At 61.2% G+C, this 24,362-nt stretch carries 25 protein-coding genes; 14 read left to right on the top strand and 11 right to left on the bottom strand.

Features of this window, described 5'->3' with window-relative positions; genetic code table 11:
• Positions 1-24: 24 nt before the first annotated feature.
• The 5 genes from mnmE to rpmH form a co-directional block, all read right to left on the bottom strand.
• Complete coding sequence (gene mnmE, locus ACMGG8_RS03715; RefSeq protein ID WP_060841852.1) at positions 25-1,395, bottom strand: tRNA uridine-5-carboxymethylaminomethyl(34) synthesis GTPase MnmE; 1,371 nt, start codon at positions 1,393-1,395, stop codon at positions 25-27.
• Positions 1,396-1,474: 79 nt separating this feature from the next.
• Complete coding sequence (yidC, locus tag ACMGG8_RS03710; protein WP_060841853.1) at positions 1,475-3,175, bottom strand: membrane protein insertase YidC; 1,701 nt, start codon at positions 3,173-3,175, stop codon at positions 1,475-1,477.
• A gap of 2 nt (positions 3,176-3,177) precedes the next feature.
• Positions 3,178-3,423, bottom strand: a complete 246-nt coding sequence (gene yidD, locus ACMGG8_RS03705; protein WP_003213574.1) for a membrane protein insertion efficiency factor YidD — start codon at positions 3,421-3,423, stop codon at positions 3,178-3,180.
• Positions 3,416-3,817, bottom strand: a complete 402-nt coding sequence (gene rnpA / locus ACMGG8_RS03700; protein WP_197662869.1) for a ribonuclease P protein component — start codon at positions 3,815-3,817, stop codon at positions 3,416-3,418. The genes yidD and rnpA overlap by 8 nt, the downstream gene beginning before the upstream one ends.
• A 16-nt stretch (positions 3,818-3,833) precedes the next feature.
• On the bottom strand, positions 3,834-3,968 hold the full coding sequence (gene rpmH / locus ACMGG8_RS03695) for a 50S ribosomal protein L34 (protein ID WP_003213577.1): 135 nt from the start codon (positions 3,966-3,968) through the stop codon (positions 3,834-3,836).
• A gap of 566 nt (positions 3,969-4,534) precedes the next feature.
• Here rpmH and dnaA point away from each other — a divergent pair.
• From dnaA to ACMGG8_RS03670, 5 genes are all read left to right on the top strand, one after another.
• Positions 4,535-6,073 carry a chromosomal replication initiator protein DnaA gene (gene dnaA / locus ACMGG8_RS03690; RefSeq protein ID WP_060836807.1) on the top strand — a complete coding sequence of 513 codons (1,539 nt, stop codon included), beginning with the start codon at positions 4,535-4,537 and terminating at the stop codon, positions 6,071-6,073.
• A gap of 38 nt (positions 6,074-6,111) precedes the next feature.
• Positions 6,112-7,215: a DNA polymerase III subunit beta gene (dnaN, locus tag ACMGG8_RS03685; RefSeq protein WP_009046209.1), complete on the top strand. Its 1,104-nt coding sequence runs from the start codon at positions 6,112-6,114 to the stop codon at positions 7,213-7,215.
• Positions 7,216-7,235: 20 nt separating this feature from the next.
• Positions 7,236-8,339 (top strand): DNA replication/repair protein RecF, encoded by a 1,104-nt coding sequence (gene recF, locus ACMGG8_RS03680; RefSeq protein WP_060836808.1) that lies wholly within the window; start codon positions 7,236-7,238, stop codon positions 8,337-8,339.
• Positions 8,340-8,343: 4 nt separating this feature from the next.
• Positions 8,344-10,761, top strand: coding sequence for a DNA topoisomerase (ATP-hydrolyzing) subunit B (gyrB, locus tag ACMGG8_RS03675; protein WP_011058394.1), 2,418 nt, complete (start codon positions 8,344-8,346; stop codon positions 10,759-10,761).
• Positions 10,762-10,875: 114 nt separating this feature from the next.
• The gene (locus ACMGG8_RS03670) at positions 10,876-11,391 is read left to right on the top strand and encodes an Imm21 family immunity protein (protein ID WP_414159189.1); all 516 of its coding nucleotides are present in this window, start codon (positions 10,876-10,878) and stop codon (positions 11,389-11,391) included.
• 3 nt (positions 11,392-11,394) lie between these two features.
• Here ACMGG8_RS03670 and ACMGG8_RS03665 read toward each other — a convergent pair whose 3' ends face one another.
• Positions 11,395-11,550: a hypothetical protein gene (locus ACMGG8_RS03665; RefSeq protein WP_414159188.1), complete on the bottom strand. Its 156-nt coding sequence runs from the start codon at positions 11,548-11,550 to the stop codon at positions 11,395-11,397.
• 22 nt (positions 11,551-11,572) lie between these two features.
• On the opposite strand from ACMGG8_RS03665, the gene ACMGG8_RS03660 reads away from it, so the two are divergent.
• From ACMGG8_RS03660 to ACMGG8_RS03645, 4 genes are read left to right on the top strand one after another with little or no spacing between them, the layout of a single operon-like run.
• Entirely contained in the window at positions 11,573-12,085 is a 513-nt protein-coding gene (locus ACMGG8_RS03660) for a DUF4265 domain-containing protein (RefSeq protein WP_414159187.1), read from the top strand.
• Between the two features lie 39 nt (positions 12,086-12,124).
• Positions 12,125-12,262, top strand: coding sequence for a hypothetical protein (locus ACMGG8_RS03655; protein WP_414159186.1), 138 nt, complete (start codon positions 12,125-12,127; stop codon positions 12,260-12,262).
• 56 nt (positions 12,263-12,318) lie between these two features.
• The gene (locus tag ACMGG8_RS03650) at positions 12,319-12,804 is read left to right on the top strand and encodes a DUF4265 domain-containing protein (RefSeq protein ID WP_414159185.1); all 486 of its coding nucleotides are present in this window, start codon (positions 12,319-12,321) and stop codon (positions 12,802-12,804) included.
• The gene (locus tag ACMGG8_RS03645; RefSeq protein WP_181321588.1) at positions 12,801-13,121 is read left to right on the top strand and encodes a hypothetical protein; all 321 of its coding nucleotides are present in this window, start codon (positions 12,801-12,803) and stop codon (positions 13,119-13,121) included. Before ACMGG8_RS03650 ends, ACMGG8_RS03645 begins: the two co-directional genes overlap by 4 nt.
• 27 nt (positions 13,122-13,148) lie before the next feature.
• On the opposite strand, the gene ACMGG8_RS03640 is transcribed toward ACMGG8_RS03645, so the two are convergent.
• Positions 13,149-13,877: a response regulator transcription factor gene (locus tag ACMGG8_RS03640; protein WP_060842042.1), complete on the bottom strand. Its 729-nt coding sequence runs from the start codon at positions 13,875-13,877 to the stop codon at positions 13,149-13,151.
• Between the two features lie 233 nt (positions 13,878-14,110).
• On the opposite strand from ACMGG8_RS03640, the gene ACMGG8_RS03635 reads away from it, so the two are divergent.
• The 3 genes from ACMGG8_RS03635 (at position 14,111) to ACMGG8_RS03625 (ending at position 18,133) form a co-directional block, all read left to right on the top strand.
• Entirely contained in the window at positions 14,111-14,398 is a 288-nt protein-coding gene (locus tag ACMGG8_RS03635; RefSeq protein WP_060836817.1) for a hypothetical protein, read from the top strand.
• 399 nt (positions 14,399-14,797) lie between these two features.
• Positions 14,798-15,796 carry a FecR domain-containing protein gene (locus tag ACMGG8_RS03630; RefSeq protein WP_060836818.1) on the top strand — a complete coding sequence of 333 codons (999 nt, stop codon included), beginning with the start codon at positions 14,798-14,800 and terminating at the stop codon, positions 15,794-15,796.
• An 18-nt stretch (positions 15,797-15,814) separates the two neighbouring features.
• Positions 15,815-18,133, top strand: coding sequence for a CHASE2 domain-containing protein (locus tag ACMGG8_RS03625; protein WP_414159184.1), 2,319 nt, complete (start codon positions 15,815-15,817; stop codon positions 18,131-18,133).
• A gap of 179 nt (positions 18,134-18,312) precedes the next feature.
• On the opposite strand, the gene ACMGG8_RS03620 is transcribed toward ACMGG8_RS03625, so the two are convergent.
• From ACMGG8_RS03620 to glyQ, 4 genes are all read right to left on the bottom strand, one after another.
• Positions 18,313-19,083, bottom strand: coding sequence for a lysophospholipid acyltransferase family protein (locus ACMGG8_RS03620; protein WP_060836820.1), 771 nt, complete (start codon positions 19,081-19,083; stop codon positions 18,313-18,315).
• Between the two features lie 82 nt (positions 19,084-19,165).
• Positions 19,166-19,699, bottom strand: coding sequence for a D-glycero-beta-D-manno-heptose 1,7-bisphosphate 7-phosphatase (gmhB, locus tag ACMGG8_RS03615; protein ID WP_060836821.1), 534 nt, complete (start codon positions 19,697-19,699; stop codon positions 19,166-19,168).
• A gap of 17 nt (positions 19,700-19,716) precedes the next feature.
• A complete protein-coding gene (gene glyS / locus ACMGG8_RS03610; RefSeq protein ID WP_108544945.1) occupies positions 19,717-21,771 on the bottom strand; it encodes a glycine--tRNA ligase subunit beta in 2,055 nt (684 codons plus the stop codon).
• On the bottom strand, positions 21,768-22,721 hold the full coding sequence (glyQ, locus tag ACMGG8_RS03605) for a glycine--tRNA ligase subunit alpha (protein WP_003177094.1): 954 nt from the start codon (positions 22,719-22,721) through the stop codon (positions 21,768-21,770). Before glyQ ends, glyS begins: the two co-directional genes overlap by 4 nt.
• An 81-nt stretch (positions 22,722-22,802) precedes the next feature.
• On the opposite strand from glyQ, the gene tag reads away from it, so the two are divergent.
• Positions 22,803-23,366: a DNA-3-methyladenine glycosylase I gene (gene tag / locus ACMGG8_RS03600; RefSeq protein ID WP_060842049.1), complete on the top strand. Its 564-nt coding sequence runs from the start codon at positions 22,803-22,805 to the stop codon at positions 23,364-23,366.
• 44 nt (positions 23,367-23,410) lie between these two features.
• Complete coding sequence (locus tag ACMGG8_RS03595) at positions 23,411-24,298, top strand: lysophospholipid acyltransferase (RefSeq protein WP_060836824.1); 888 nt, start codon at positions 23,411-23,413, stop codon at positions 24,296-24,298.
• Positions 24,299-24,362: the final 64 nt, after the last annotated feature.

Genomic DNA, 24,362 nt, shown 5'->3' with positions numbered 1-24,362 from the left:
TGCCGGAGCCCTTTGCGGGCGACTCTACTTGCCGATGCAGAAACTGGAGAAGATTCGCCCCAGCAGGTCATCGGAACTGAAGGCACCGGTAATTTCCCCCAGCGATTGCTGAGCCTGGCGCAGGTCCTCGGCCAGCAGTTCGCCGGCACCGGCCAGGGTCAGCTGTGCCCGGCCATGTTCCAGGGCGGCACTGGCGTAGCGCAGTGCCTCCAGGTGCCGACGGCGTGCGCTGAAACTGCTTTCGGACGTCTGTTCATAACCCATGCAGGCTTTCAGGTGGTCGCGCAGCAGCTCGAGCCCGCTACCGGCAGCCATGGCACTGAGGCTGATGGTGACGTGGCCGTCATCACAGGTTTCCAGGGCGATGGGTTCGCCGGTCAGATCGGCCTTGTTGCGAATCAGGGTGACCTTGGCCGGGTCTGGCCGCTGCTCGAGAAACTCCGGCCACAGGGCGAAGGGGTCCGCCGCTTCCGCCGCGGTGGCGTCCACCACCAGCAACACCCGGTCGGCCTCGCTGATGGCCTTGAGTGCCCGTTCGACACCGATTTTTTCCACCTGGTCCTCGGTATCCCGCAGGCCGGCAGTATCCACCACATGCAGTGGCATGCCATCGATGTGGATATGTTCGCGCAGGATGTCCCGGGTGGTGCCGGCGATATCGGTGACGATTGCCGCCTCGCGTCCGGCCAGGGCATTGAGCAGGCTGGATTTGCCGGCATTGGGACGACCGGCGATGACCACGGTCATGCCGTCACGCAGCAAGGCGCCCTGCCCGGCTTCACGCAGTACTGTGGATAACTCATCGCGCACCGCATCGAGCATGCTCAACACATGGCCATCGGCGAGGAAATCGATTTCCTCCTCGGGAAAATCAATCGCCGCTTCGACATAGATCCGCAAAGCGATCAGCTGCTCGGTCAAGTTATGCACACGCTGGGAGAAAGCCCCCTGCAACGAACGCAAGGCGTTGCGCGCAGCCTGTGCCGAACTGGCTTCGATCAGGTCGGCAATGGCTTCGGCCTGGGCCAGGTCGAGCTTGTCGTTGAGGAATGCACGTTCACTGAATTCTCCCGGCCGGGCCAGGCGGCAGCCCAGTTCCAGGCAACGCTGCAGCAGCATGTCGAGAACAATCGGGCCGCCATGGCCCTGCAGTTCCAGGACGTCTTCCCCGGTGAAGGAGTTCGGCCCCGGAAAATACAGGGCGATGCCCTCGTCCAGAACTTCTTCCCCTGCACTGAGAAACGGACCGTAATGGGCAAACCGCGGCTTGAGTTCACGGCCGCTGATGGCCTTGGCCGCCATGCCCGCCAGGGGGCCGGAAATCCTTACGATACCCACGCCGCCGCGGCCTTGGGCGGTGGCGATGGCGGCGATGGTTTCACGAGGGACATTCATAACCCGACATCCAGACAAAAGTGACAGATAGCAAAACGCCCCACTAGGGGGCGTCTTGTGTGGTTATCCACAGCGTAGGTCAGGCAGCCGCTTTCTTGGTGGCCGCTTCGATCTTACGAGTGATGTACCACTGTTGAGCGATCGACAGGCAGTTGTTCACTACCCAGTACAGCACCAGACCGGCCGGGAACCACAGGAAGAAGAAGGTGAAGATGATTGGCATCATTTTCATCACCTTGGCCTGCATCGGATCCGGAGGCGTCGGGTTCAACTGCTGCTGGATGAACATGGTAGCGCCCATGATGATCGGCAGGATGAAGAACGGATCCTTGATCGACAGGTCGGTAATCCACAGCATGAACGGCGCCTGGCGCATTTCCACGCTTTCCAGGAGAACCCAGTACAAGGACAGGAAGACCGGCATCTGCACCAGGATCGGCAAGCAGCCGCCCAGCGGATTGATCTTCTCCTTCTTGTACAGCTCCATCATCGCCTGGGACATTTTCTGACGATCGTCGCCGAATTTTTCCTTCAGCGCGGCCAGTTTCGGAGCCACGGCACGCATGCGCGCCATCGACTTGTAGCTGGCAGCCGACAGTGGGAAGAAGATCCCCTTGATCAGCATGGTCAGGAAGATGATCGACCAGCCCCAGTTACCCACCAGGCTGTGGATATGTTGCAGCAGCCAGAAAATCGGCTGAGCGATGAACCACAGGAAGCCGTAGTCGACAGTCAGTTCCAGACCTGGGGACAACTCTTTCAGCACGGCCTGGCTTTTCGGACCGGCGTACAGGATGGCGCTGGTTTCGGCCTTGGCGCCTGGAGCAACGGTCATCGAAGGGCCGGTGTAGCCGATGATGTAGTTGCCTTTGCTGTCCTTGCGCGCCAGAACCTGGTTGTTTTCGCCCTTAGGTGGAATCCAGGCGGTCACAAAGTAGTGTTGCAGCCAAGCGACCCAGCCACCCTGAACATTTTCAGTGATCGGGGCCTTGGTTTTATCCTCGTTCACCTTGTCCATGTCTTTCATGGACACTTTTTTGTACGGCTCGGAACTTGTCCACAGGGCGGCGCCCAGGTAAGTCGCGGTGCCGGTGGCGGTGCTGGAGGATGGATCGGAACTGGCGTCACGCTTGAGCTGGGCAAACATTGCACCGGTCCAAGGTTGTGCGCTTTCGTTGTCGATCAGGTAGGAAACGGTGATGTCATACAGGCCACGTTTCAGGGTGAAACGCTTGATGTAGTGGACGCCGTCCTTGCTGAACTTCAGGTCGACCACCAATTGGTCCTGACCGTCAGCCAGTTGATAACTTTTCTTTTCTGCCGAGTAGATCGGGCGACCGGCCGGGTTGGCATCCGGGCCGCTGCTGCCAATCAGGCCGCTCTGCGCCAGGTAAGTCCGCTCGTTGCCGTTATCGAACAGCTGGAATGGGATTTCCGGGTGGTCTTGACGACGTGGATACAGTGGCAGACGCAGTTGCGCGATATCCCCACCTTGTGGATCGACAGCCAGGTCGAGCACATCCGTTTTGATCTGAATGAGATCTTTGCTTGCAGCAACGGGCGCTTCAGCCGGTGCAGTGGTGTCGCTTGCTGCGCGCGGAATATCGTCGTTGGCAGCGGAAGTGCCATTTGGCGTGTCCGGCAAGCCCGGAGTGGTCGTGCTGGAAGCAACATTCTGAGTCGGCAGGGCAGCCTGGCCATAATCCTGGTTCCATTTAAGAACCATGACATAGGACACGATTGCCAGGGCGACGATCAGGATCGTGCGTTTGATATCCATGATTACTCGGCCATCGAAGAAGAACGGGAGGTAGGGATAGGTGGAACCGGGTCATAACCACCGGGATTCCACGGATGACAGCGACCTAAACGACGAAAGGTCAGCCAGCCACCGCGCAGAAGGCCATGATTTTCGATGGCTTCTAACGCGTAGCAGGAACAACTGGGGTAGAAACGACAGTGATTGGCCATCAGAGGACTAATGGCATAGCGGTAAAACTGGATCGGAACGAGTGCCAGTTTACGCATCAGGACTGTCTACCCCTACAGTTTCGGATTTGACTGCTGGTTCCGGCTTGTTGCGTGCCAGACGTTTCCAGAGCTTGCCGAAATGCTGAATCAATTCGGGGTTTTCTACATCGCCCAAACCTTTGCGCGCGACGATAACGATATCCCATCCGACCAGTGAATCCTGGTGGAGACGAAACGATTCGCGCATCAGACGCTTGAGGCGATTGCGCTCAACGGAGAGCTTTACGCTCTTTTTCCCGATCACGAGCCCCAGACGGGGATGATCCAGGTCGTTGTTGCGCGCAAGGAGCAGGAGATTTTTCCCCGGAACCTTGCCGGTAGGGGAGTCAAAGACCGCCTTGAAGTGCCGGGGTGTAAGCAGACGCTTTTCCCGACTGAAGTCCTGACTCACCTCCAGTGCCGGATTATCAAACTGCCAGACGCGCACGACCTTTGGCGCGACGACGCGACAGGACGGCACGACCGTTCTTGGTAGCCATGCGAGCACGGAAACCGTGGGTACGAGCGCGTTTGATAGTGCTTGGTTGGAAAGTACGTTTCATGTCGTGTTACCTGGTTCGTCCACAACGGGCCGGAATGGCCCCCGTTTTAAGAGATCGGCGATTCTAGAGAAAGCAAGCCTCTAGGTCAATTTCCAACCAGCTTTTCCTTTATCTATGTATGTCCGGGGACGGGGTTGTGAGCCAGGGTCAGGTAGATATAAAAATAAAGAAGGAAAGTATTTAAAGCTTTTCTGTAAAGCTTATAAAGACTAGGGACGGCACCTTCTGTGGATAACTGGCTTAAGCCCTTCTATTCCGTACTGTACAGAGAATGACAACACGGTTGAGAAACGGTGTCCTGCCTGTGCTGCGCTATCGGAAAACCTGTGCGTGGAACGAGCAGTTATCCACAGGCGACTTACCCACAGCGTTTCGACCCGAGTTGTGCAACGACCTCAAGTGGGGTTATCCACAGAGCTTATGCACATACCGCTGGTCGTGTTTATTCGGGGTAAGACGTTGATTCTTAGTGTCCTGAGGGCACGCTACATGTGGATAAGTGGGCGGCTGATCGCTACAATGGCCGCTTGTTTTTGCCTCACCGGCTTTCAACTTAGGGGATATCCGTGTCAGTGGAACTTTGGCAGCAGTGCGTGGAGCTTCTGCGTGATGAGCTGCCTGCCCAGCAATTCAACACTTGGATCCGTCCGCTACAGGTCGAAGCCGAAGGCGACGAGTTGCGTGTTTACGCACCGAATCGTTTTGTTCTCGATTGGGTCAACGAAAAGTACCTGGGGCGCGTGCTCGAGCTGCTGGATGAACACGGCAACGGCAGTGCGCCGGTTCTTTCCTTATTAATAGGCAGCAAACGCAGTTCGGCGCCTCGCGCTGCACCTAATGCGCCACTGGCCGCCGCTGCCTCGCAAGCGCTGCAAGCGGCAGCGGCCAATGCCACCCCGGCGGCTCCTGCGCCCACTCCGGCACCCACTTCCGCTCCGGCCAAGAAAGCCGCGGCGCAGAAGAGTGCCGAGGTCAGCGAAGAACCCTCTCGTGACAGCTTCGACCCGATGGCGGGCGCCAGCTCGCAGCAGGCACCGGTACGCGCCGAGCAACGTACCGTCCAGGTGGAAGGTGCGCTCAAGCACACCAGTTACCTGAACCGCACCTTCACCTTCGAGAACTTCGTCGAGGGCAAGTCCAACCAGCTGGCCCGCGCGGCGGCCTGGCAGGTGGCAGACAATCCCAAGCATGGCTACAACCCGTTGTTCCTGTATGGCGGCGTCGGTTTGGGTAAGACCCACTTGATGCACGCTGTGGGTAACCACCTGTTGAAGAAGAACCCGAATGCCAAGGTCGTGTACCTGCATTCCGAGCGCTTCGTGGCGGACATGGTCAAGGCGTTGCAGCTCAATGCCATCAACGAATTCAAGCGCTTCTACCGTTCGGTCGATGCGCTGCTGATCGATGACATTCAGTTTTTCGCCCGCAAGGAGCGTTCCCAGGAAGAGTTTTTCCACACCTTCAACGCCCTCCTCGAAGGCGGCCAGCAGGTGATCCTCACCAGCGACCGTTATCCCAAGGAGATCGAGGGCCTGGAAGAGCGCCTCAAGTCCCGCTTCGGCTGGGGCCTGACGGTGGCGGTCGAGCCGCCGGAACTGGAAACCCGGGTCGCGATCCTGATGAAGAAGGCCGACCAGGCCAAGGTCGAACTGCCTCACGATGCGGCGTTCTTCATTGCCCAGCGGATCCGCTCCAACGTCCGTGAACTGGAAGGCGCGCTCAAGCGGGTCATTGCACACTCGCACTTCATGGGCCGCGACATCACCATCGAGCTGATTCGCGAATCCCTGAAGGACCTGTTGGCCCTGCAGGACAAGCTGGTGTCTGTGGATAACATCCAGCGCACCGTCGCCGAGTACTACAAGATCAAGATTTCCGATCTGCTGTCCAAGCGACGTTCGCGTTCGGTGGCCCGCCCGCGTCAGGTGGCCATGGCCCTGTCCAAGGAACTGACCAACCACAGCCTGCCGGAAATCGGCGATGTGTTCGGCGGCCGCGACCACACCACGGTGCTGCACGCCTGCCGCAAGATCAATGAACTTAAGGAATCCGACGCGGACATCCGCGAGGACTACAAGAACCTGCTGCGTACTCTGACCACTTGATGACTCCAACGCAGCTTATTAAGGCAAGGGACTAGACCATGCATTTCACCATTCAACGCGAAGCCCTGTTGAAACCCCTGCAACTGGTCGCCGGCGTCGTCGAACGTCGTCAGACCTTGCCGGTGCTTTCCAACGTGCTGCTGGTTGTCGAAGGCCAGCAACTGTCGCTGACCGGTACCGACCTGGAAGTCGAGCTGGTCGGTCGTGTGCAACTTGAAGAGCCGGCCGAACCGGGGGAAATCACCGTTCCCGCGCGCAAGCTGATGGACATCTGCAAGAGCCTGCCCAACGACGCCCTGATCGACATCAAGGTCGACGAGCAGAAGCTGGTGGTGAAGGCTGGGCGTAGCCGCTTCACCCTGTCGACCCTGCCGGCCAACGACTTCCCGACTGTGGAAGAAGGCCCGGGCTCGCTGACCTGCCAGCTGGAACAGAGCAAGCTGCGTCGCCTGATCGAGCGCACCAGCTTCGCCATGGCCCAGCAGGACGTGCGCTACTACCTCAACGGCATGTTGCTGGAAGTGTCTGCCGGGATCATTCGCGCCGTGGCCACCGACGGTCACCGTCTGGCCATGTGCTCGATGCAGGCGGATATCGGTCAGCCCGATCGTCACCAGGTGATCGTGCCGCGCAAAGGTATCCTGGAACTGGCACGCCTGCTCACCGAGCCGGACGGCAACGTCAGCATCGTCCTGGGCCAGCACCATATCCGCGCCACCACCGGCGAGTTCACCTTCACTTCCAAACTGGTGGACGGCAAGTTCCCGGACTACGAGCGCGTGCTGCCAAAAGGCGGTGACAAGCTGGTATTGGGCGACCGTCAGGCCCTGCGTGAAGCCTTCAGCCGCACCGCGATCCTGTCCAACGAGAAGTACCGCGGCATCCGTCTGCAACTGGCCAATGGTCAGCTGAAGATCCAGGCCAACAACCCGGAGCAGGAAGAAGCGGAAGAAGAAGTGGGCGTGGAATACAACGGCGGCTCGCTGGAAATCGGCTTCAACGTCAGCTACCTGCTGGACGTACTGGGCGTGATGACCACCGAACAGGTTCGCCTGATCCTGTCCGATTCCAACAGCAGTGCGCTGGTGCAGGAATCCGACAACGACGACTCGGCTTACGTTGTCATGCCGATGCGCCTGTAATCATGCTCAGCAGAAGCTAGATGTCCCTCAGTCGCGTCTCGGTCACCGCGGTGCGCAATCTGCACCCGGTGACCTTCTCCCCCTCTCCTCGCATCAACCTTCTCTACGGCGCCAACGGCAGTGGCAAGACCAGCGTGCTGGAAGCCATCCACCTGCTGGGGCTTGCCCGCTCGTTCCGCAGCGCCCGCCTGTTACCGGTGATCCAGTACGAGCAACTGGCCTGCACCGTGTTTGGCCAAGTGGAGTTGGCCCAGGGCGGACACAGCAACCTGGGAATATCCCGGGATCGCCAGGGGGAGTTCCAGATCCGCATCGACGGGCAGAATGCCCGCAGCGCGGCGCAGCTGGCGGAAATCCTTCCGCTGCAGTTGATCAACCCGGACAGCTTTCGCCTGCTGGAAGGCGCTCCCAAGATCCGCCGGCAGTTCCTGGACTGGGGAGTGTTCCATGTGGAACCGCGCTTCATGTCCACCTGGCAGCGCCTGCAGAAGGCCCTGCGGCAGCGGAACTCATGGCTGCGGCATGGTACACTTGACGCCGCTTCGCAAGCGGCCTGGGACCGGGAACTGTGTCAGGCCAGCGCTGAAATCGATGAATACCGCCGCGCTTACATCAAAGCCTTGAAACCAGTCTTTGAGCGGACCTTGGGCGAGCTGCTGCAGCTCGAGGGCCTGACGCTTAGCTATTACCGTGGTTGGGACAAGGACCGAGAGCTCAGTGAAGTGCTCGCGACCGCCCTGCACCGTGATCAGCAAATGGGTCATACCCAGGCCGGTCCACAACGTGCTGATTTGCGTCTGCGCTTAGGCGGACACAACGCCGCGGACATCTTGTCCCGTGGCCAGCAGAAGTTGGTGGTCTGTGCCTTGCGCATTGCCCAGGGGCACCTGGTGAGCCAGGCCCGTCGCGGTCAGTGTATTTATCTGGTGGATGACTTGCCGTCCGAGCTGGACGAGCAGCACCGCCGCGCACTTTGTCGCTTGTTGGAAGACTTACGCTGCCAGGTGTTCATCACCTGTGTAGACCACGAATTATTGAGGGAAGGCTGGCAGACGGAAACGCCAGTCGCTTTGTTCCACGTGGAACAAGGCCGTATCACCCAGACCCACGACCATCGGGAGTGAAGGCATGAGCGAAGAAAATACGTACGACTCGACCAGCATCAAGGTGCTGAAAGGTTTGGATGCCGTACGCAAACGTCCCGGTATGTACATTGGCGACACCGATGACGGCAGCGGTCTGCACCACATGGTGTTCGAGGTGGTCGATAACTCCATCGACGAAGCGCTGGCCGGTCATTGCGACGACATCAGCATCATCATCCACCCGGACGAATCCATCACCGTGCGCGACAACGGTCGCGGCATCCCGGTGGATGTGCACAAAGAAGAAGGCGTCTCGGCGGCCGAGGTCATCATGACCGTGCTTCACGCCGGCGGTAAGTTCGACGACAACTCCTACAAGGTTTCCGGCGGCCTGCACGGCGTGGGTGTATCGGTAGTGAACGCTCTGTCCGAAGAGCTGATCCTCACCGTGCGCCGCAGCGGCAAGATCTGGGAACAGACTTACGTCCACGGTGTTCCGCAAGAGCGGATGAAGATCGTTGGCGACAGCGAAACCACCGGTACCCAGATCCACTTCAAGCCTTCGGCTGAAACCTTCAAGAACATCCACTTCAGCTGGGACGTCCTGGCCAAGCGGATTCGTGAACTGTCCTTCCTCAACTCCGGTGTCGGCATCGTCCTCAAGGACGAGCGCAGCGGCAAGGAAGAACTGTTCAAGTACGAAGGCGGCCTGCGTGCCTTCGTTGAATACCTGAACACCAACAAGACTGCGGTCAACCAGGTGTTCCACTTCAACATCCAGCGTGAAGACGGCATCGGCGTGGAAATCGCCCTGCAGTGGAACGACAGCTTCAACGAGAACCTGTTGTGCTTCACCAACAACATTCCTCAGCGCGACGGCGGCACCCACCTGGTGGGCTTCCGTTCGGCCCTGACCCGTAACCTGAACAACTACATCGAGCAGGAAGGCCTGGCCAAGAAACACAAGGTCGCCACCACCGGTGACGACGCACGTGAAGGCCTGACCGCAATCATCTCGGTGAAGGTGCCGGATCCGAAGTTCAGCTCCCAGACCAAGGACAAGCTGGTGTCTTCCGAAGTGAAGACCGCGGTCGAACAGGAAATGGGCAAGTACTTCTCCGACTTCCTGCTGGAAAACCCCAACGAAGCCAAGTTGGTGGTGGGCAAGATGATCGACGCTGCCCGTGCTCGTGAAGCGGCGCGTAAAGCCCGTGAAATGACCCGCCGCAAAGGCGCGCTGGATATCGCCGGCCTGCCGGGCAAATTGGCGGACTGCCAGGAAAAAGACCCGGCCCTGTCCGAACTCTACCTGGTGGAAGGTGACTCTGCTGGCGGTTCCGCCAAGCAGGGACGCAACCGCAAGACCCAGGCGATCCTGCCGCTCAAGGGCAAGATCCTCAACGTCGAGAAGGCACGCTTCGACAAGATGATCTCCTCGCAAGAGGTGGGCACCCTGATCACCGCGCTGGGCTGCGGCATCGGCCGCGAAGAGTACAACATCGACAAGCTGCGCTATCACAACATCATCATCATGACCGATGCTGACGTTGACGGTTCGCACATCCGTACCCTGCTGCTGACCTTCTTCTTCCGTCAGTTGCCGGAGCTGATCGAGCGTGGCTACATCTACATCGCCCAGCCGCCGCTGTACAAGGTCAAGAAAGGCAAGCAAGAGCAATACATCAAAGACGACGACGCCATGGAAGACTACATGACCCAGTCGGCTCTGGAAGATGCCAGCCTGCACCTGAACGAAGAAGCCCCGGGGATCTCCGGCGAGGCGCTGGAGCGCCTGGTCAACGATTTCCGCATGGTGATGAAGACCCTCAAGCGCCTGTCGCGCCTGTACCCGCAGGAGCTGACCGAGCATTTCATCTACCTGCCGGCCGTGACCATGGAGCAACTGTCCGACCACGCCGCCATGCAGGATTGGCTGGCCAAGTACGACGCCCGCCTGCGCACGTCCGAGAAGTCCGGCCTGGTCTACAAGGCCAGCCTGCGGGAAGACCGTGAACGTAATGTCTGGCTGCCAGAGGTCGAGCTGATCTCCCATGGCCTGTCCAACTACGTCACCTTCAACCGCGACTTCTTCGGCAGCAACGACTACAAGACCGTCGTCTCCCTCGGCGCTCAACTGAGCACCCTGCTGGACGAAGGCGCGTATGTTCAGCGCGGCGAACGCAAGAAAGCCGTCACCGAGTTCAAGGAAGCCCTGGACTGGCTGATGGCGGAAAGCACCAAGCGCCACACCATCCAGCGATACAAAGGTCTGGGAGAGATGAACCCTGACCAGCTGTGGGAAACCACCATGGACCCAAGCATGCGCCGCATGCTCAAGGTGACCATCGAAGACGCCATCGGCGCCGACCAGATCTTCAACACCCTGATGGGTGATGCGGTCGAGCCTCGTCGCGACTTCATCGAAAGCAACGCCCTGGCGGTGTCCAACCTGGACTTCTGATCCGCAGCGGCACCTCAAAAGCCAACGCCTAGCGTTGGCTTTTTTTTGCGCGGACATCACGGTGTTGTCTGTGGATCATGTCGCTGTTCTGCTTAACAGGAAGGCAAGGAGCCTATGAGTCGATTCAAGATTTCTCCATGGCTGTCCAGTTCCGGTGGCCCCTTGGTGGTGATAGGTGAAGGCTTGGCCGGTATGTGGCGTGGCCTCGACGGCCATCCCTCGGATTACCACAGGGCGTGTCAGATTGATGACTATGCCGGCCGGCTGGAGGGTGTCGATGGCGACATTCTTGTCCTGGGTGACGAGCCTTTGGACACGGCGATTGCCACGGCAGACAACGCCTTGCTGATTATCCGATGGATTTGCGCCCCTTCTGAGGCCGAGGTGCTGGCGCAGCTTGAGCGGCTTGAGTTTGGATCACTTACCCCGATCGAGCGGTTGAGTATTGATTGGTCAAGCGACGCGCTGGTGCTGTTTGATGGAGTCGACTGGTTTGATCCACAGGCTTGTCTGCGCCTTCAACTGCTGTCGCCGTACAACGAGGTATCGACATTTCGCTACCAACCCACGCCCGATACCGCCCTGTTGATCCACCAGATAGTGCCTTGTCAGCGGGCCCATCCGTACTGAGGTTCAGGTGCTGCGCAGGTGCCCAGGGATATTTTTATAAAATGCTGGGACGACTTTTTCTATCCGTCCGATGAGAATACGGTCCTGGTCATGCCGGGCCGCGCAGAGGTCATAATTTCCTTCGAGGAAAACCTCTTTTACGGACAGTGTGAGGCCCATGGCGGCGACTCTGTGAGATGCAATGGATAACTCGACAGCACAGTTTCACAAGATCATTTTCAAGCTCACCGTCGACGCCGACGGTTACCCACCGGTGGAGTATGAATCGCTGTGGGGCATTCAACGGGGTGCAGGTGTCTATGAGTTGGATAACACGCCCTGCTATCTCTACGGCGTGAGCAAGGGGGACTGGGTGCTGACTCGCGCCGATGCCCACGAGTTGATCGCGACTGGCGTGGTGCGGCAATCCGGGCACTCGACGCTACGGGTTTTTGCCGAGCGCGAGTCGGAGCGCTCGAGCATTGTGCAGCACCTGCGCAGCCTCGGTGCCCGATGTATGGTGACCCGGGGCCTGTCGCTGTTCGCTGTGGATATCGCGCCCGAGGTCAGTTTTTCTGCAATTGACCAGTACCTGTCCTCCATCACCGACGACCAACATATCGCCTATGAAGATGCCTGCTTGCAGCACGGGGCCATTGAGCCTGGGCGCATGAGCGAGTGCTTGTCGCTGGCTTCACTTGAGGTTCAGGCATGACGGCTGAAGGGCCTGCCCGTTGTTTCAGCCACGACCGCAATGGCCAGCCCCGTCACCTGGTGTGCGGGCCTGGATCGGCTGGTGCTGTTGCTGGCACCTGAACTGCAGGACGACCCGGCCATCGAACAGGCGCTTCGAGACGTGTTCATCGAGCAGTTGACCCCGCTACGCGGCTGAGCACGGCTCGGTTCCCTTCACCCTTGGTAAAAACAGCAATCGCTCGGGAATGCGTTATGGATGATGAAAACCAGGAAATATCGATTCGCGTGGTCGCGGGGCAAAACGACCGTGGCCCGGTCTATGAGCCGCTGCATGTGCGGCGGATCGATGACGACAGCTACGAGATTCTCTACTCACCGGGGCTGACGCTGAACCTGGCCAAGGGCGACATTATCTCGATCAAGGACCCACAGGCTCCCGCCGTGGTGCTCAAGCGTGGCGGCAACTTCTGCATTCATATTTATGCGGATTACATCCCCGAGGACGACATTACTGCCCTGGCGGCGGATGTGGCGTCCGAACTGGGCGGCATGCTCGACGGGCGCTACAAGGGCAATCTGACACTGTCGGTGCCGGCGCAAAACGGCATGGACAACATCGCCCGGTTCTTCAACCGTTTCCGCGAGACCACGGGCATCGAGTGGTACTACGCCAACATCTACAAGAACCTCGATGACACCGATGACGAGACCTTGCTCGATTGGTGGCTGGACCAATGAACGAAAGACAGCAGCTTGTCTGTGAGCGCTACGACCTCGCTCCCCAGGCGCCGGAGCCGATGATCGCACTGGCCACTCATTCCCTGGCGCAGTCGCCCATCTACGGCACCCGGGTCGAGTTGCCGGAGAACGGCACGATCAGTTGGTTTATCCACTGCGGCGAACATTCCACCGCCGTGGATTTCTACCAGCCTCTGTGCACCGAGCATCTGCTGGAGCTGTTGCCGGAGGTGATCGATTACCTGTATCTGCCGAGCGGGACGCGTTTCATCATCGACCGCGACGGCTATGAAGATGTCTGGCAGGACCCGGAGTGATATCCAGCCGCTTTTGACGGCCAGCGGTCAGTGGCCCTGCTGGTCGGGCGACGCGACGCTTTCCAGGCGGTAGCCATAGCCGTAGATGGTCAGCAGTTGCCAACCGCGATCCGCGGTCAGCCCCAGCTTGTTGCGCAGGCGGTAGATGTGGGTGTCCAGGGGCCGCGAGGAGGCGATTTCCTCATGGGTCCAGAACCGTTCGTACAGGTACTCCCGCGACAGTGGCCGGCCCAGGTTGGCGAACAGGCAGCGGGCCAGGCGGTACTCGCGCTCGGTCAGGCTGATGGGGGCTCCGGCGCGGGTCACGGTCAGTTCGGCATCGTCGAAGGTCAGGTCGTTGAAGCTCAGGAGCTCTTCACTGCTGCTGCGCTGCAAGCCGTGGCGACGCAGCACCGCATTGACCCTGGCCTTGAGTTCGTTGGGACGAAACGGCTTGCTCAGGTAGTCGTCGGCGCCGGTATTCAGGGCCTGGACAATATCGCTCTCGGCGTCGCGGCTGGTGAGCATGATGGCGGCCGGAGGGGCATCCATGTGTTCCCGAGTCCAGCGCAGCAACGACAGACCGCTGAGGTCCGGCAGTTGCCAGTCGAGTATCAGCAGGTCGAAGGTTTCCCGCCGGAGCTGACGTAGCAGGTCTTCGCCCCGTTCGAAGCGATGCAGAGTCCAGGCGGCTTCACCGGGGCCGGGAATTTCTCGCAGTGTCTGTTCAACCCGTGCCAGTTCTGCGGGTTCGTCATCCAGTATCGCGACACGCATGCCAGGCAGTTCCTTATGGTTCGAAGAGCCCCTGAGGCAGAGATCCAAGCGGCTTCAGGCTGGGGGAAGTTTAGGTGTCTTGCCTGATTCTGAACAATTATGGCGATTTGCTCTTGAGCCCCTGCTCCCTCGGTACGCTGATATCAAATAGCCGGTAAGGCACCTGGAGCACGGGTGCCTGGGGGGCTATCGCAGCAGCACGATACCGGCTCGCTCAAGCAAGGAAAAGAACCATGGGGAACATGTTCAGTAAAGGCCAGGTCGCGCTGGTCAGAATGTTCAACGGCGATGATCCGCTGCGCCTGGTCAGCTTGATGCTGGCGGCTTATCTGGGGATCAGTGCCAGCGGGTTGCCGTCGTCGTCCGCCTCCTGCTGTGAGGCCGCCAAGGTCGAGGCTTACTCGACGGCGGCCTCGCCCGCCCGCCATGAAACCAGCCAGACCCTGGATGCCGAACCGCTACTGGACCGGACAGCCCTGCCCGCGGATTGGCAGTCACCGGCACCCCGCTGGGTCTTTTAGAGGGCGAGGCGATGATTCTGAACAAATATTGCAAAACCGCCCCGACCGCTCCCGCGGCGCTACATTGGCTCTCGCTGAGTGGCACACGGGGGCACCTGGAAGTGCTCCGACACAGGGAGTGTCAACCGCCAGGCTGGCGGCACAACGCGCGCTTGCGTGCGTCGTTGAAGGGGAATACAGGGAGTGCCTCCTCAGGACTTTGGGCCGGGCGACCTGTCGCCCCGGTTCCGACACAGGGACGTGTCACTTTCTTTGCTTGCTGTGCTCTTCCCTCCCGGTGCCGATTCGCCCCCTCTGCCTGGGCGATGCCCTGCAGCACCCGGCTTTCTGCCCATGCGCTGCCTCAGGTATGGTGCGTAGGATTTCGCCGTGGTTTTCCCAAAGGCTCAAAGCATATTCATGAATGACCTCTGCCCTTCTCCGTCCGTTGGCCGGTTGCAGGTGGCGTGCGCCGCAGTGCTGCTAGCGGGGCTGATCCTGCCATCCTGTGCCTTGCAGGCTGCCCCGCAACGCCTTCCCTACCTGGATGACAACCAGCAATGCCGAGGCCAGCCCTTGCCGGCTACCGTCGAGCACCTGACGGGCGATGCCTGGAAACTGGACGCCAAGGGCCGCGAGGTGGCCCTGGAGGAAGGCATGAGCATCGATGAGAAAGAAGGGGTGAAAACCTCGCCATCGGCTTTCGTCAGCCTGTCCCTCGGGGACGGTTCGCGCGTGGTACTGCCCTCCAGTTCCCAGGTCACCCTGCAACTGAACACGCAATACAGCATTCCTCAGGTGGTCCTGGAACAGGGCCAGATCGAATCCTATGTGATCAAGCGCAACAGCGACCACGACCGTTTCCAGATCGTGACCCCCGTAGGCGTGTTGGGGGTGCGGGGGACTCACTTCCGAGTGCGCAATGACGATCAGCAATCCCTGGTGGAAGTGCTCAACGGCCAGGTGGCGGTGAGCCGCGACGAGCAGCCGCCGAGCAAGACTGCTCGGCGCTCCGGCAAGCATGTTGTGGATAAACCTGCCGGCCCGCTGCCGGGGGAAGTCCAGGTCATGGCGCGCCAGGGATTGCGCATTCAGAAGCAGGGCGAGCTCAAGCCGGTGGAGCTGCTGGCTGCGCCCCGGCTGCTGGGACAGGCCGGGCAAACCGGCGCCCTGCCCGTCTGGCAACTGATCCTGCAACCGTTGCCGGGTGCCCGTCGCTATCGGGCCCAGGTGGCCACCGACAAGGATTTCCTCAACATCAAGCAGGAACAGTTCTCCAGCACCCCGGAAGTGAACTTCACTGGCCTGAAGGCGTTTTTCTATCATGTACGGCTCTCGGCGTTCGACGAGCATGGCCTGGAAGGAGAAACCGGGGTCTATGACATCTTCTACTACCCCAGGACCACTCGTGTTCAATAAGCCGTCGGCGGGCCGTCGATGAGTTTCTGGAAGCAGAGGGCCAACGGCCGTGAACCGACCCAGGCCCAGCGTCTGTTTCGCCGCCTGGTACGTGAATGGCTGTGGGTTGGCCTGATACTGCTGCCCCTGACGGCCTTGCTGTCCCTGAGCCAGGGCCTGGCGTTGAACAACCTGTTCTATGACAACCTGCGACGCTTTACCCCGCTGCCGGTCGATCCGCGCATTCTGTTGGTGACCATCGACGACTACAGCCTGCAGCAACTGGGACGCTGGCCCTGGCCCCGGACGATGCATGGACAGTTGCTGGACCGGCTGACGGACGCCAAGGTCAAAGGCGTGCTGTTCGATGTGATCCTCAGCGAGCCCGGCAGCTCTGTGGAAAACGACACCCGGTTGGCCACCGCCCTGTGCCGCGCCGGCACGGTGTTCCTGCCGGTGCTGCGCGAGGGGGTCGCTCGCTATGGCCAGGACCTGGAGGAAATCCCTCCGGTGCCGGTGCTGCGTCACTGCGCCCGGGGCCTGGGGCATATCAACGCGCAAGCGGATGCCGACGGTACCGTGCGCAGCGTCTACCTGCGCGAAGGTCCGCAGCAGGCGCCGCGGGCGCAGCTGACCTGGTTGCTCTACCAGCTCACCGAAGCCGATCCGCTGTCGCCGCTGATGCCGGGCCCGGAGACTCCGCAGGTGGCCCGGGGCTGGCTGCGAGCCAACCCGGTACGTATTGCCTTTATCGACAAGGCGGCGGGCTTTCCCAGCGTGCCCTATGTCAGCGTGCTGCGTGGCGAGGTGCCCGCCGAGTTGCTGCGTGACCGGCTGATCCTGGTCGGTTCCACCGCCCCGGGGCTGGGCGACCGTTATGTCACCCCGCAATCCGGCAGCCAGGGCACCACGCCGGGGGTGGAGATCCAGGCCAACCTGCTCAATGGGCTTTTGCAGCATCGCAGCATCGTCGACCTGGGCCAGTGGTCGGGGATGCTGTTGTCCATGGCCCTGACCGCAGCCTTGCTCGGGTTGTTGCTCTGGCGGCCGCGTCACGCCTTGTGGATCACCCTGGGTTGCATGGGCCTGGCGCTCTTGGGATCGGTGCTGATGCTGCGCCTGGGCTACTGGTGGTCGCCGGTGGCCAGCCTGCTGGGCATGCTGCTGGCTTACCTGATCTGGAACTGGCGGCGGCTGAGCGTGATCCTGGCCTACTTCGGCTGGGAGTTGGAGCGCCTGGACAGCGAGCCCAAGGTGTTGCCGGAGCGCCGTCGTAGCCAGACCCCCGCCGGTGATGTGCTGCAAGGGCAGATCGTTGCCTTGGAACAGGCCCTGAGCCGGACCCGGGATACCCGGCGCTTTATCGCCGATGGCCTGGAGTACCTGCCGGTGGCGACCCTGATCAGTGATCCGGACGGCAAGATTCTGCTGGCCAACCGCAATGCCCGGGACGTGTTCGCCCACTCCCTGGTGGGGCAGCCCTTGATTGCGCAGTTGGCCGCCCTGGGTTACCCGGGCCTGACGGACGGGGCCCCGGTCCCGAGCCTGGGACAGTTGCCGGCCCTGGAGTTTCGCGACGTCCGGCAGCGCAGCCTGCGCATGGAACTGGCGCCCCTGCTACCGGTGGACAGTGACAACGCCATCGGTTGGTTATTGAGCCTTACCGACCTCAGCGTCGAGCGGGACGCCGAGCAGCAGCGTGGCGTGCTGCTGCGCTTTCTGTCCCACGATTTGCGCGCGCCTCACTCGGCGATCCTCGCGCTGCTGGATGTGCAAAGCCGCCAGCCCTCGCCGCCCGGGCAGGTCTACAACCAGATCGAGCAGCAGGTGCGCCGGGCCCTGGAGCTGACCGAGGCTTTCGTGCAATTGGCCAAGGCCGAGTCGGAGGCCTATCAGTTCGCACCGAGCATGTTCGCCATGTTGGTGCTGGATGCCTTCGACCAGGCCACCACCCTGGCCCAGCTGAAGCAGATCCGCCTGCTGCATGACCTGGATGAAGACAATGAAGGCATGATCCTCGCGGACCAGTCGCTGCTGACCCGGGCCCTGTTCAATCTGCTGGAGAACGCCATCAAGTACAGCCCGCAGGGCTCCACGGTTCATGTTGCGGTGAGCTGTGCCGAGGGCTGGCTGCGCTGCGAGATCGCCGATCAGGGCCAGGGGATTGCCGCGGCGGACCTGCCCCAGCTGTTCGGCCAGTACCAGCGCTTTGCCTCGGCCCAGGGCATCGATGGCCTGGGCCTGGGGCTGGCCATGGTCAAGGCGGTGGTGGACCGGCACCAGGGGCGGATCAGCTGTCGCAGCGAGGTCGACCAGGGCTCCTGTTTCATCCTTGAGCTGCCTTTGTTGCAGGACTGAAGCCATTGGGATTGAACGGGCGAAAAAAACCGGCAGCGAGGCCGGTTTTTTTGTGTCTGAAAAACTTATGCACGTTTTTCCACATTTTATTAGCTTGGGAAATATGCATATAAATCAGTGATTTATAGGTTGATTTCCGCCGTTGTGAGAAAAGTCGTACACAGGTTATCCACAGAAGCTCATACAGCAACCTTATCCGTGGAAGTGGCCAATGGTGGCAATGAGCCCATATCCCGCTGGGCCTGTTCATTCCAGGCCGCCACCCGGTCATTGAGCTCGGCGATGGCACGCGGCCCGCTGCCTTCGGCGTACATCGGCGCGCCAATGGTCACGGTGATGGTGCCCGCGCGCTTGGCCCAGCCGGTCTTCGGCCAGAACTTGCCGGCGTTGTGGGCCACCGGCAGCACCGGCAGGTCGGCGTTCACCGCCAGGGCGCTGCCACTGCGGGAGAACTTGCCAATGGTGCCGTAGGGGACGCGGGTGCCTTCCGGAAAGATCAGCACCCAGACATTGTCCTTGAGCAGTTCGTCGCCCTTGCTCGCCACCTGCTTGAGCGCGGCCTTGGGGTTGTCGCGGTCGATGGCGATGGGGCGCAGCATGGCCATGGCCCAGCCGAAGAACGGCACATAGAGCAACTCACGCTTGAGGACCTGGCTCAAAGGCTCGAAATAGGCCGAGAGGAAGAAGGTCTCCCAGGTGCTCTGGTGATTGGAGACGATCACGCAGGGCCGCTCCGGGACGTTTTCAGCGCCCTGCACTTCTACGCGAATGTTCAGAAATACCTTGGTCAGCCACAGCGCGCAGCGACACCAGTAGACGTTGATAAAGCGATAGCGCGCCTTGAATGGCAGGAACGGCGCGATAAAAAAGCTCAGGGAGCACCACAGCAAGGAACTGGTGCCCAACAGCAGGTAAAAGAAGAAGGTTCTGATGGCCTGCAGGATCGACATAGCGGCATTTACCATTGCGGGCATGCCCGCCTGTTAAAAAGCGCTCTCCCGAACAGTCCTTGGTCAGGATGCCAGAAGGGGCCTAATTGTGGATAAGTTCAGCGGCAACGGCCGCCAGGTCGTCAAAAATCAAGGTGCCAACCGGCAGGGTTTTCCCCAGAGTCTTTTCGCCTTTCCCGGTCTTTACCAATACTGGCTGAGAGTCGACGGCTTTTGCGGCCTCCAGGTCACCGAGACTGTCACCGACAAACCATAGACCTGTCAGTTCTGCCTGGTAATGCTCGGCAATGGTTTGCAGCATGCCCGGTTTCGGTTTGCGGCAGGCGCACCCTTCGTCGGGGCCATGGGGGCAATAGACGATCAGCCCGACCTCGCCGCCCTGCTCCGCCACCAGCTCGCGCAGGCGCGCGTGCATGGCATCCAGGGTGGCCAGATCGTAGTAGCCGCGAGCGATGCCGGACTGGTTGGTGGCGACCGCCACCGTCCAGCCGGCCTTGCTCAACTGCGCAATGGCTTCGATCGAGCCGGGGATTGGAATCCACTCCTGCACCGATTTGATGTAGGCGTCGGAGTCGTGATTGATCACGCCGTCCCGGTCGAGTATCAGCAGTTTCACAGCCTTTCCTTACCTGATCAGCTCAGCACCGAAATATCCGCCACACCCAGGAACAGGCCCCGCAGACGCGCCAGCAGCGCATAGCGGTTGGCCCGCACCTTGGCGTCCTCGGCATTGACCATCACCGCCTCGAAGAAGGCGTCCACCGGCTCGCGCAGGGCGGCCAGGCGGGCCAGGGTCTCGCTGTACTGACGCGCTGCGGCCATCGGCTGTACGGCCTGGTCCGCCTGCTGGATCGCCGAGTACAGGGAGAACTCGTTGGCGTTGTCGAAGTACTTGGCTTCGACGGTGGTTGGCACATTGCCTTCGACCTTGCTCAGCAGGTTCGACACGCGCTTGTTCACCGCGGCCAGGGCGGCGGCTTCCGGCAACTTGCGGAAGGCCTGCACGGCTTGCACGCGCTGGTCGAAGTCCAGGGCCGAGCCCGGCTTCAGGGCACGTACCGACAGGTAGGTGGCCACATCCACGCCTTCGTCTTCGTAACGGGCACGCAGACGGTCGAAGATGAACTCCAGCACCTGGTCGGCCAGGCCGGCGGCCTTGACCTTGCTGCCGAAGGCGCTGACGGCGAAGGCCACGGCGTCGTTCAGGTCGAGATCGAACTTCTTCTCGATCAGGATCCGCAGCACGCCCAGGGCCGCGCGACGCAGGGCGTAGGGGTCCTTGCTGCCGGTGGGCAGCATGCCGATGCCGAAGATCCCCACCAGGGTGTCCAGCTTGTCGGCGATGGCCACGGCGGCACCGGTCACGGTGCTTGGCAGCTCGGCGCCGGCGCCACGGGGCATGTACTGCTCGTTGAGGGCCAGGGCCACATCTTCCGGCTCGCCGTCATTGAGGGCGTAGTAGTAGCCGGCGATGCCTTGCATCTCCGGGAACTCGCCGACCATTTCGGTGGCCAGGTCGCACTTGGACAGCAGGCCGGCACGGGCCGCGCGCTGGGCGTCGCCGCCGATGCGCGGGGCAATGAAGGCCGCCAGCTTGGACACCCGCTCGGCCTTGTCGTAGACGCTGCCGAGTTTTTCCTGGAAGACCACGTTCTGCAGGCGCAGGTTGAAGTCTTCGAGCTTCTGCTTCTTGTCCTGCTTGAAGAAGAACTCGGCGTCGGTCAGGCGTGGGCGCACGACTTTCTCGTTGCCCTCGATGATCTGGCGCGGGTCCTTGCTCTCGATGTTGGCCACGGTGATGAAGCGCGGCAGCAGCTTGCCGTCGACGTCCAGCAGGCAGAAGTACTTCTGGTTGTCCTGCATGGTGGTGATCAGGGCTTCCTGGGGCACTTCAAGGAAACGCTCCTCGAACGAGCACACCAGCGGCACCGGCCATTCCACCAGGGCGGTCACTTCGTCCAGCAGGTCCGCCGGGACGATCGCCGTGCCTTCCTGCAGGGTGGCCAGCTCGGCGGTGCGCTTGCTGATCAGCTCGCGACGCTCGTTGGCATCAGCCAGCACGTAGGCGGCACGCAGGTCGGCCAGGTAGTTGGCCGGCGAGGTGATGCGCACGCTTTGCGGATGATGGAAGCGGTGGCCACGGGAATCGCGGCCGGCCTTCTGGGCCAGGATGGTGCAGTCGATGACGTCGTCGCCCAGCAGCATCACCAGCCATTGGGTCGGACGCACGAACTCTTCCTTGCGCGCGGCCCAGCGCATGCGCTTGGGAATCGGCAGGTCGTTCAGCGAGTCTTCGACGATGGTCGGCAGCAGGCTGGCGGTCGGCTTGCCCTTGATGCTCTGGCTGTAGCGCAGTTTCGGACCGCTCTGATCGATCTCGCTGAGTTCGACGCCGCACTTCTTGGCAAAGCCCAGGGCTGCCTGGGTCGGGTTGCCTTCGGCGTCGAACGCCGCCTGGCGTGGCGGGCCGTCGAGGTTGATGCTGCGATCCGGCTGCTGGGTGGCCAGCTGGGTGATCAGTACCGCCAGGCGCCGTGGCGCGGCGTACACGTGCTTGGCCTGAAAGCTCAGGCCGGCGCTCTGCAGGCCTTTCTCGATGCCGGCCAGGAAGGCTTCGGCCAGGGTGTTCAGGGCTTTGGGTGGCAGTTCTTCAGTGCCCAGTTCAACCAGAAAATCTTGCGCACTCATTGTGCCGCCTCCAACTTAGCCAACACTTCATCACGCAGGTCCGGGGTTGCCATGGGGAAGCCCAGCTTGGCCCGGGCCAGCAGGTAGGCTTGCGCCACGGAACGCGCCAGGGTGCGCACACGCAGGATGTACTGCTGGCGCGCAGTCACCGAGATCGCCCGGCGTGCATCCAGCAGGTTGAAGGTGTGCGAGGCCTTGAGGACCATTTCATAGCTCGGCAGCGGCAGCGGCTGATCCAGCTCGATCAGGCGCTTGGCTTCGCTTTCGTAGAAATCGAACAGTTCGAACAGCTTCTCGACGTTGGCGTGTTCGAAGTTGTAGGTCGACTGCTCCACTTCGTTCTGGTGGAACACATCGCCATAGGTGACCTTGCCGAACGGGCCGTCGGCCCACACCAGGTCGTACACCGAGTCCACGCCCTGCAGGTACATGGCCAGGCGTTCCAGGCCGTAGGTGATCTCGCCGGTCACCGGGTAGCACTCGATGCCACCGGCCTGCTGGAAGTAGGTGAACTGAGTCACTTCCATGCCGTTGAGCCAGACTTCCCAGCCCAGGCCCCAGGCGCCCAGGGTCGGCGATTCCCAGTTGTCCTCGACGAAGCGGATGTCGTGCACCAGCGGGTCCAGGCCCACGTGCTTCAGGGAACCCAGGTACAGCTCCTGGAAGTTCTCCGGATTGGGCTTCAACACCACCTGGAACTGATAGTAGTGCTGCAGGCGGTTGGGGTTTTCGCCGTAGCGGCCGTCAGTCGGGCGACGACTGGGCTGCACATAAGCGGCGTTCCAGGTTTCCGGGCCGATGGCCCGCAGGAATGTGGCGGTGTGGAAAGTGCCGGCGCCTACTTCCATATCGTAGGGCTGAAGTACCACACAACCTTGCTCGGCCCAGTACTGCTGGAGGGCGAGGATCAAGTCTTGGAAGGTACGCACGGCTGGCGTAGGCTGGCTCACGAAATTCACCTGTTACTTGGGCTGCGATTTAAGGAGCGGGAGTATACCCGATTCAGTCCTGCGCACGCCCCCTGGAGCCTTATGCCACGCTGCTTTTGGTGTTCCGACGATCCGCTGTACATGGCTTATCACGATCAGGAGTGGGGCGTGCCGCTGCGGGATGGGCAGCGTCTGTTCGAGTTGTTATTGCTCGAAGGGTTCCAGGCCGGGCTGTCCTGGATCACCGTGCTGAAGAAGCGCGAGCGCTATCGCCAGGTGCTGTTCGGCTTCGATGTGCAGCGCGTGGCGCAGATGAGCGACGCCGAGATCGAAGACCTGATGCAGGATCCCGGCATCATCCGCAACCGCCTCAAGCTCAATGCCGCCCGGCGCAACGCCCAGGCCTGGCTGGAGCTGGAAGACCCGGTGGCCTTTCTCTGGTCCTTCGTCGGCGGCGAGCCGAAGATCAATCATTTCAACGACCGCAGCGAAGTGCCGGCGGTGACCCCGGAGGCCGAAGCCATGAGCCGCGGCCTGCAAAAAGCCGGCTTCACCTTCGTCGGACCGACCATCTGTTACGCGCTGATGCAGGCGTCGGGCATGGTCATGGATCACACCCGCGACTGTGATCGCTACGCCATCCTGGCCCACGCGCGGTTAGAATAGCCGGCTCGCGACACGCTTCATGACCGACAGATCAGGAGTCATTTGTGGATAAGTTCAAAGGCGCCCTGCTGGTGGGCGCTCTGCGGTTGTTTGCCCTGCTGCCCTGGCGCGCGGTGCAGGCGGTCGGCGCGGCCATCGGCTGGATCATGTGGAAGACCCCCAATCGTTCCCGCGACGTGGTGCGCATCAACCTGGCCAAATGTTTTCCACAGATGGACCCCGCCGAGCGCGAGCGCCTTGTAGGCCAGAGCCTGAAAGACATCGGCAAGTCCCTGACCGAAAGCGCCTGCGCCTGGATCTGGCCGGCGGAGCGTTCCCTCGCCCTGGTGCGCGAAGTCGAGGGCCTGGACGTACTCAAGGACGCCCTGGCCTCGGGCAAGGGCGTGGTCGGCATCACCAGCCACCTGGGCAACTGGGAAGTGCTCAACCACTTCTACTGCAGCCAGTGCAAACCGATCATTTTCTACCGTCCGCCCAAGCTCAAGGCGGTGGACGAACTGCTGCGCAAGCAGCGGGTGCAACTGGGCAACCGCGTGGCGGCCTCCACCAAGGAAGGCATCCTCAGCGTCATCAAGGAAGTGCGCAAAGGCGGTGCCGTGGGCATTCCCGCCGACCCGGAACCGGCCGAATCCGCCGGGATCTTCGTGCCTTTCTTCGCCACCCAGGCCCTGACCAGCAAGTTCGTGCCGAACATGCTGGCCGGCGGCAAGGCAGTGGGCGTGTTCCTCCATGCCCTGCGCCTGCCCGATGGCTCGGGCTACAAGGTGATCCTCGAAGCGGCGCCGCAAGAGATGTACAGCACCGATACCGAAACCTCCTGTGCGGCCATGAGCAAGGTGGTCGAGCGCTATGTCGGGGCGTATCCGAGCCAGTACATGTGGAGCATGAAACGCTTCAAGAAGCGCCCTCCGGGCGAGGCGCGCTGGTACTGACAGCGCTGGCACGATCTGTGGATAACCTTCGCGCAGGCGTTATCCACAGCACACAGAACAAGGG

Origin of the sequence: Pseudomonas sp. BNK-45 (genome assembly GCF_047456255.1) — a bacterium.
In the GTDB taxonomy this organism is placed as follows: Bacteria; Pseudomonadota; Gammaproteobacteria; order Pseudomonadales; family Pseudomonadaceae; genus Aquipseudomonas.
The sequence above is the reverse complement of the archived record's forward strand: the minus strand, read 5'-3'. Positions and strand labels throughout refer to the sequence as shown.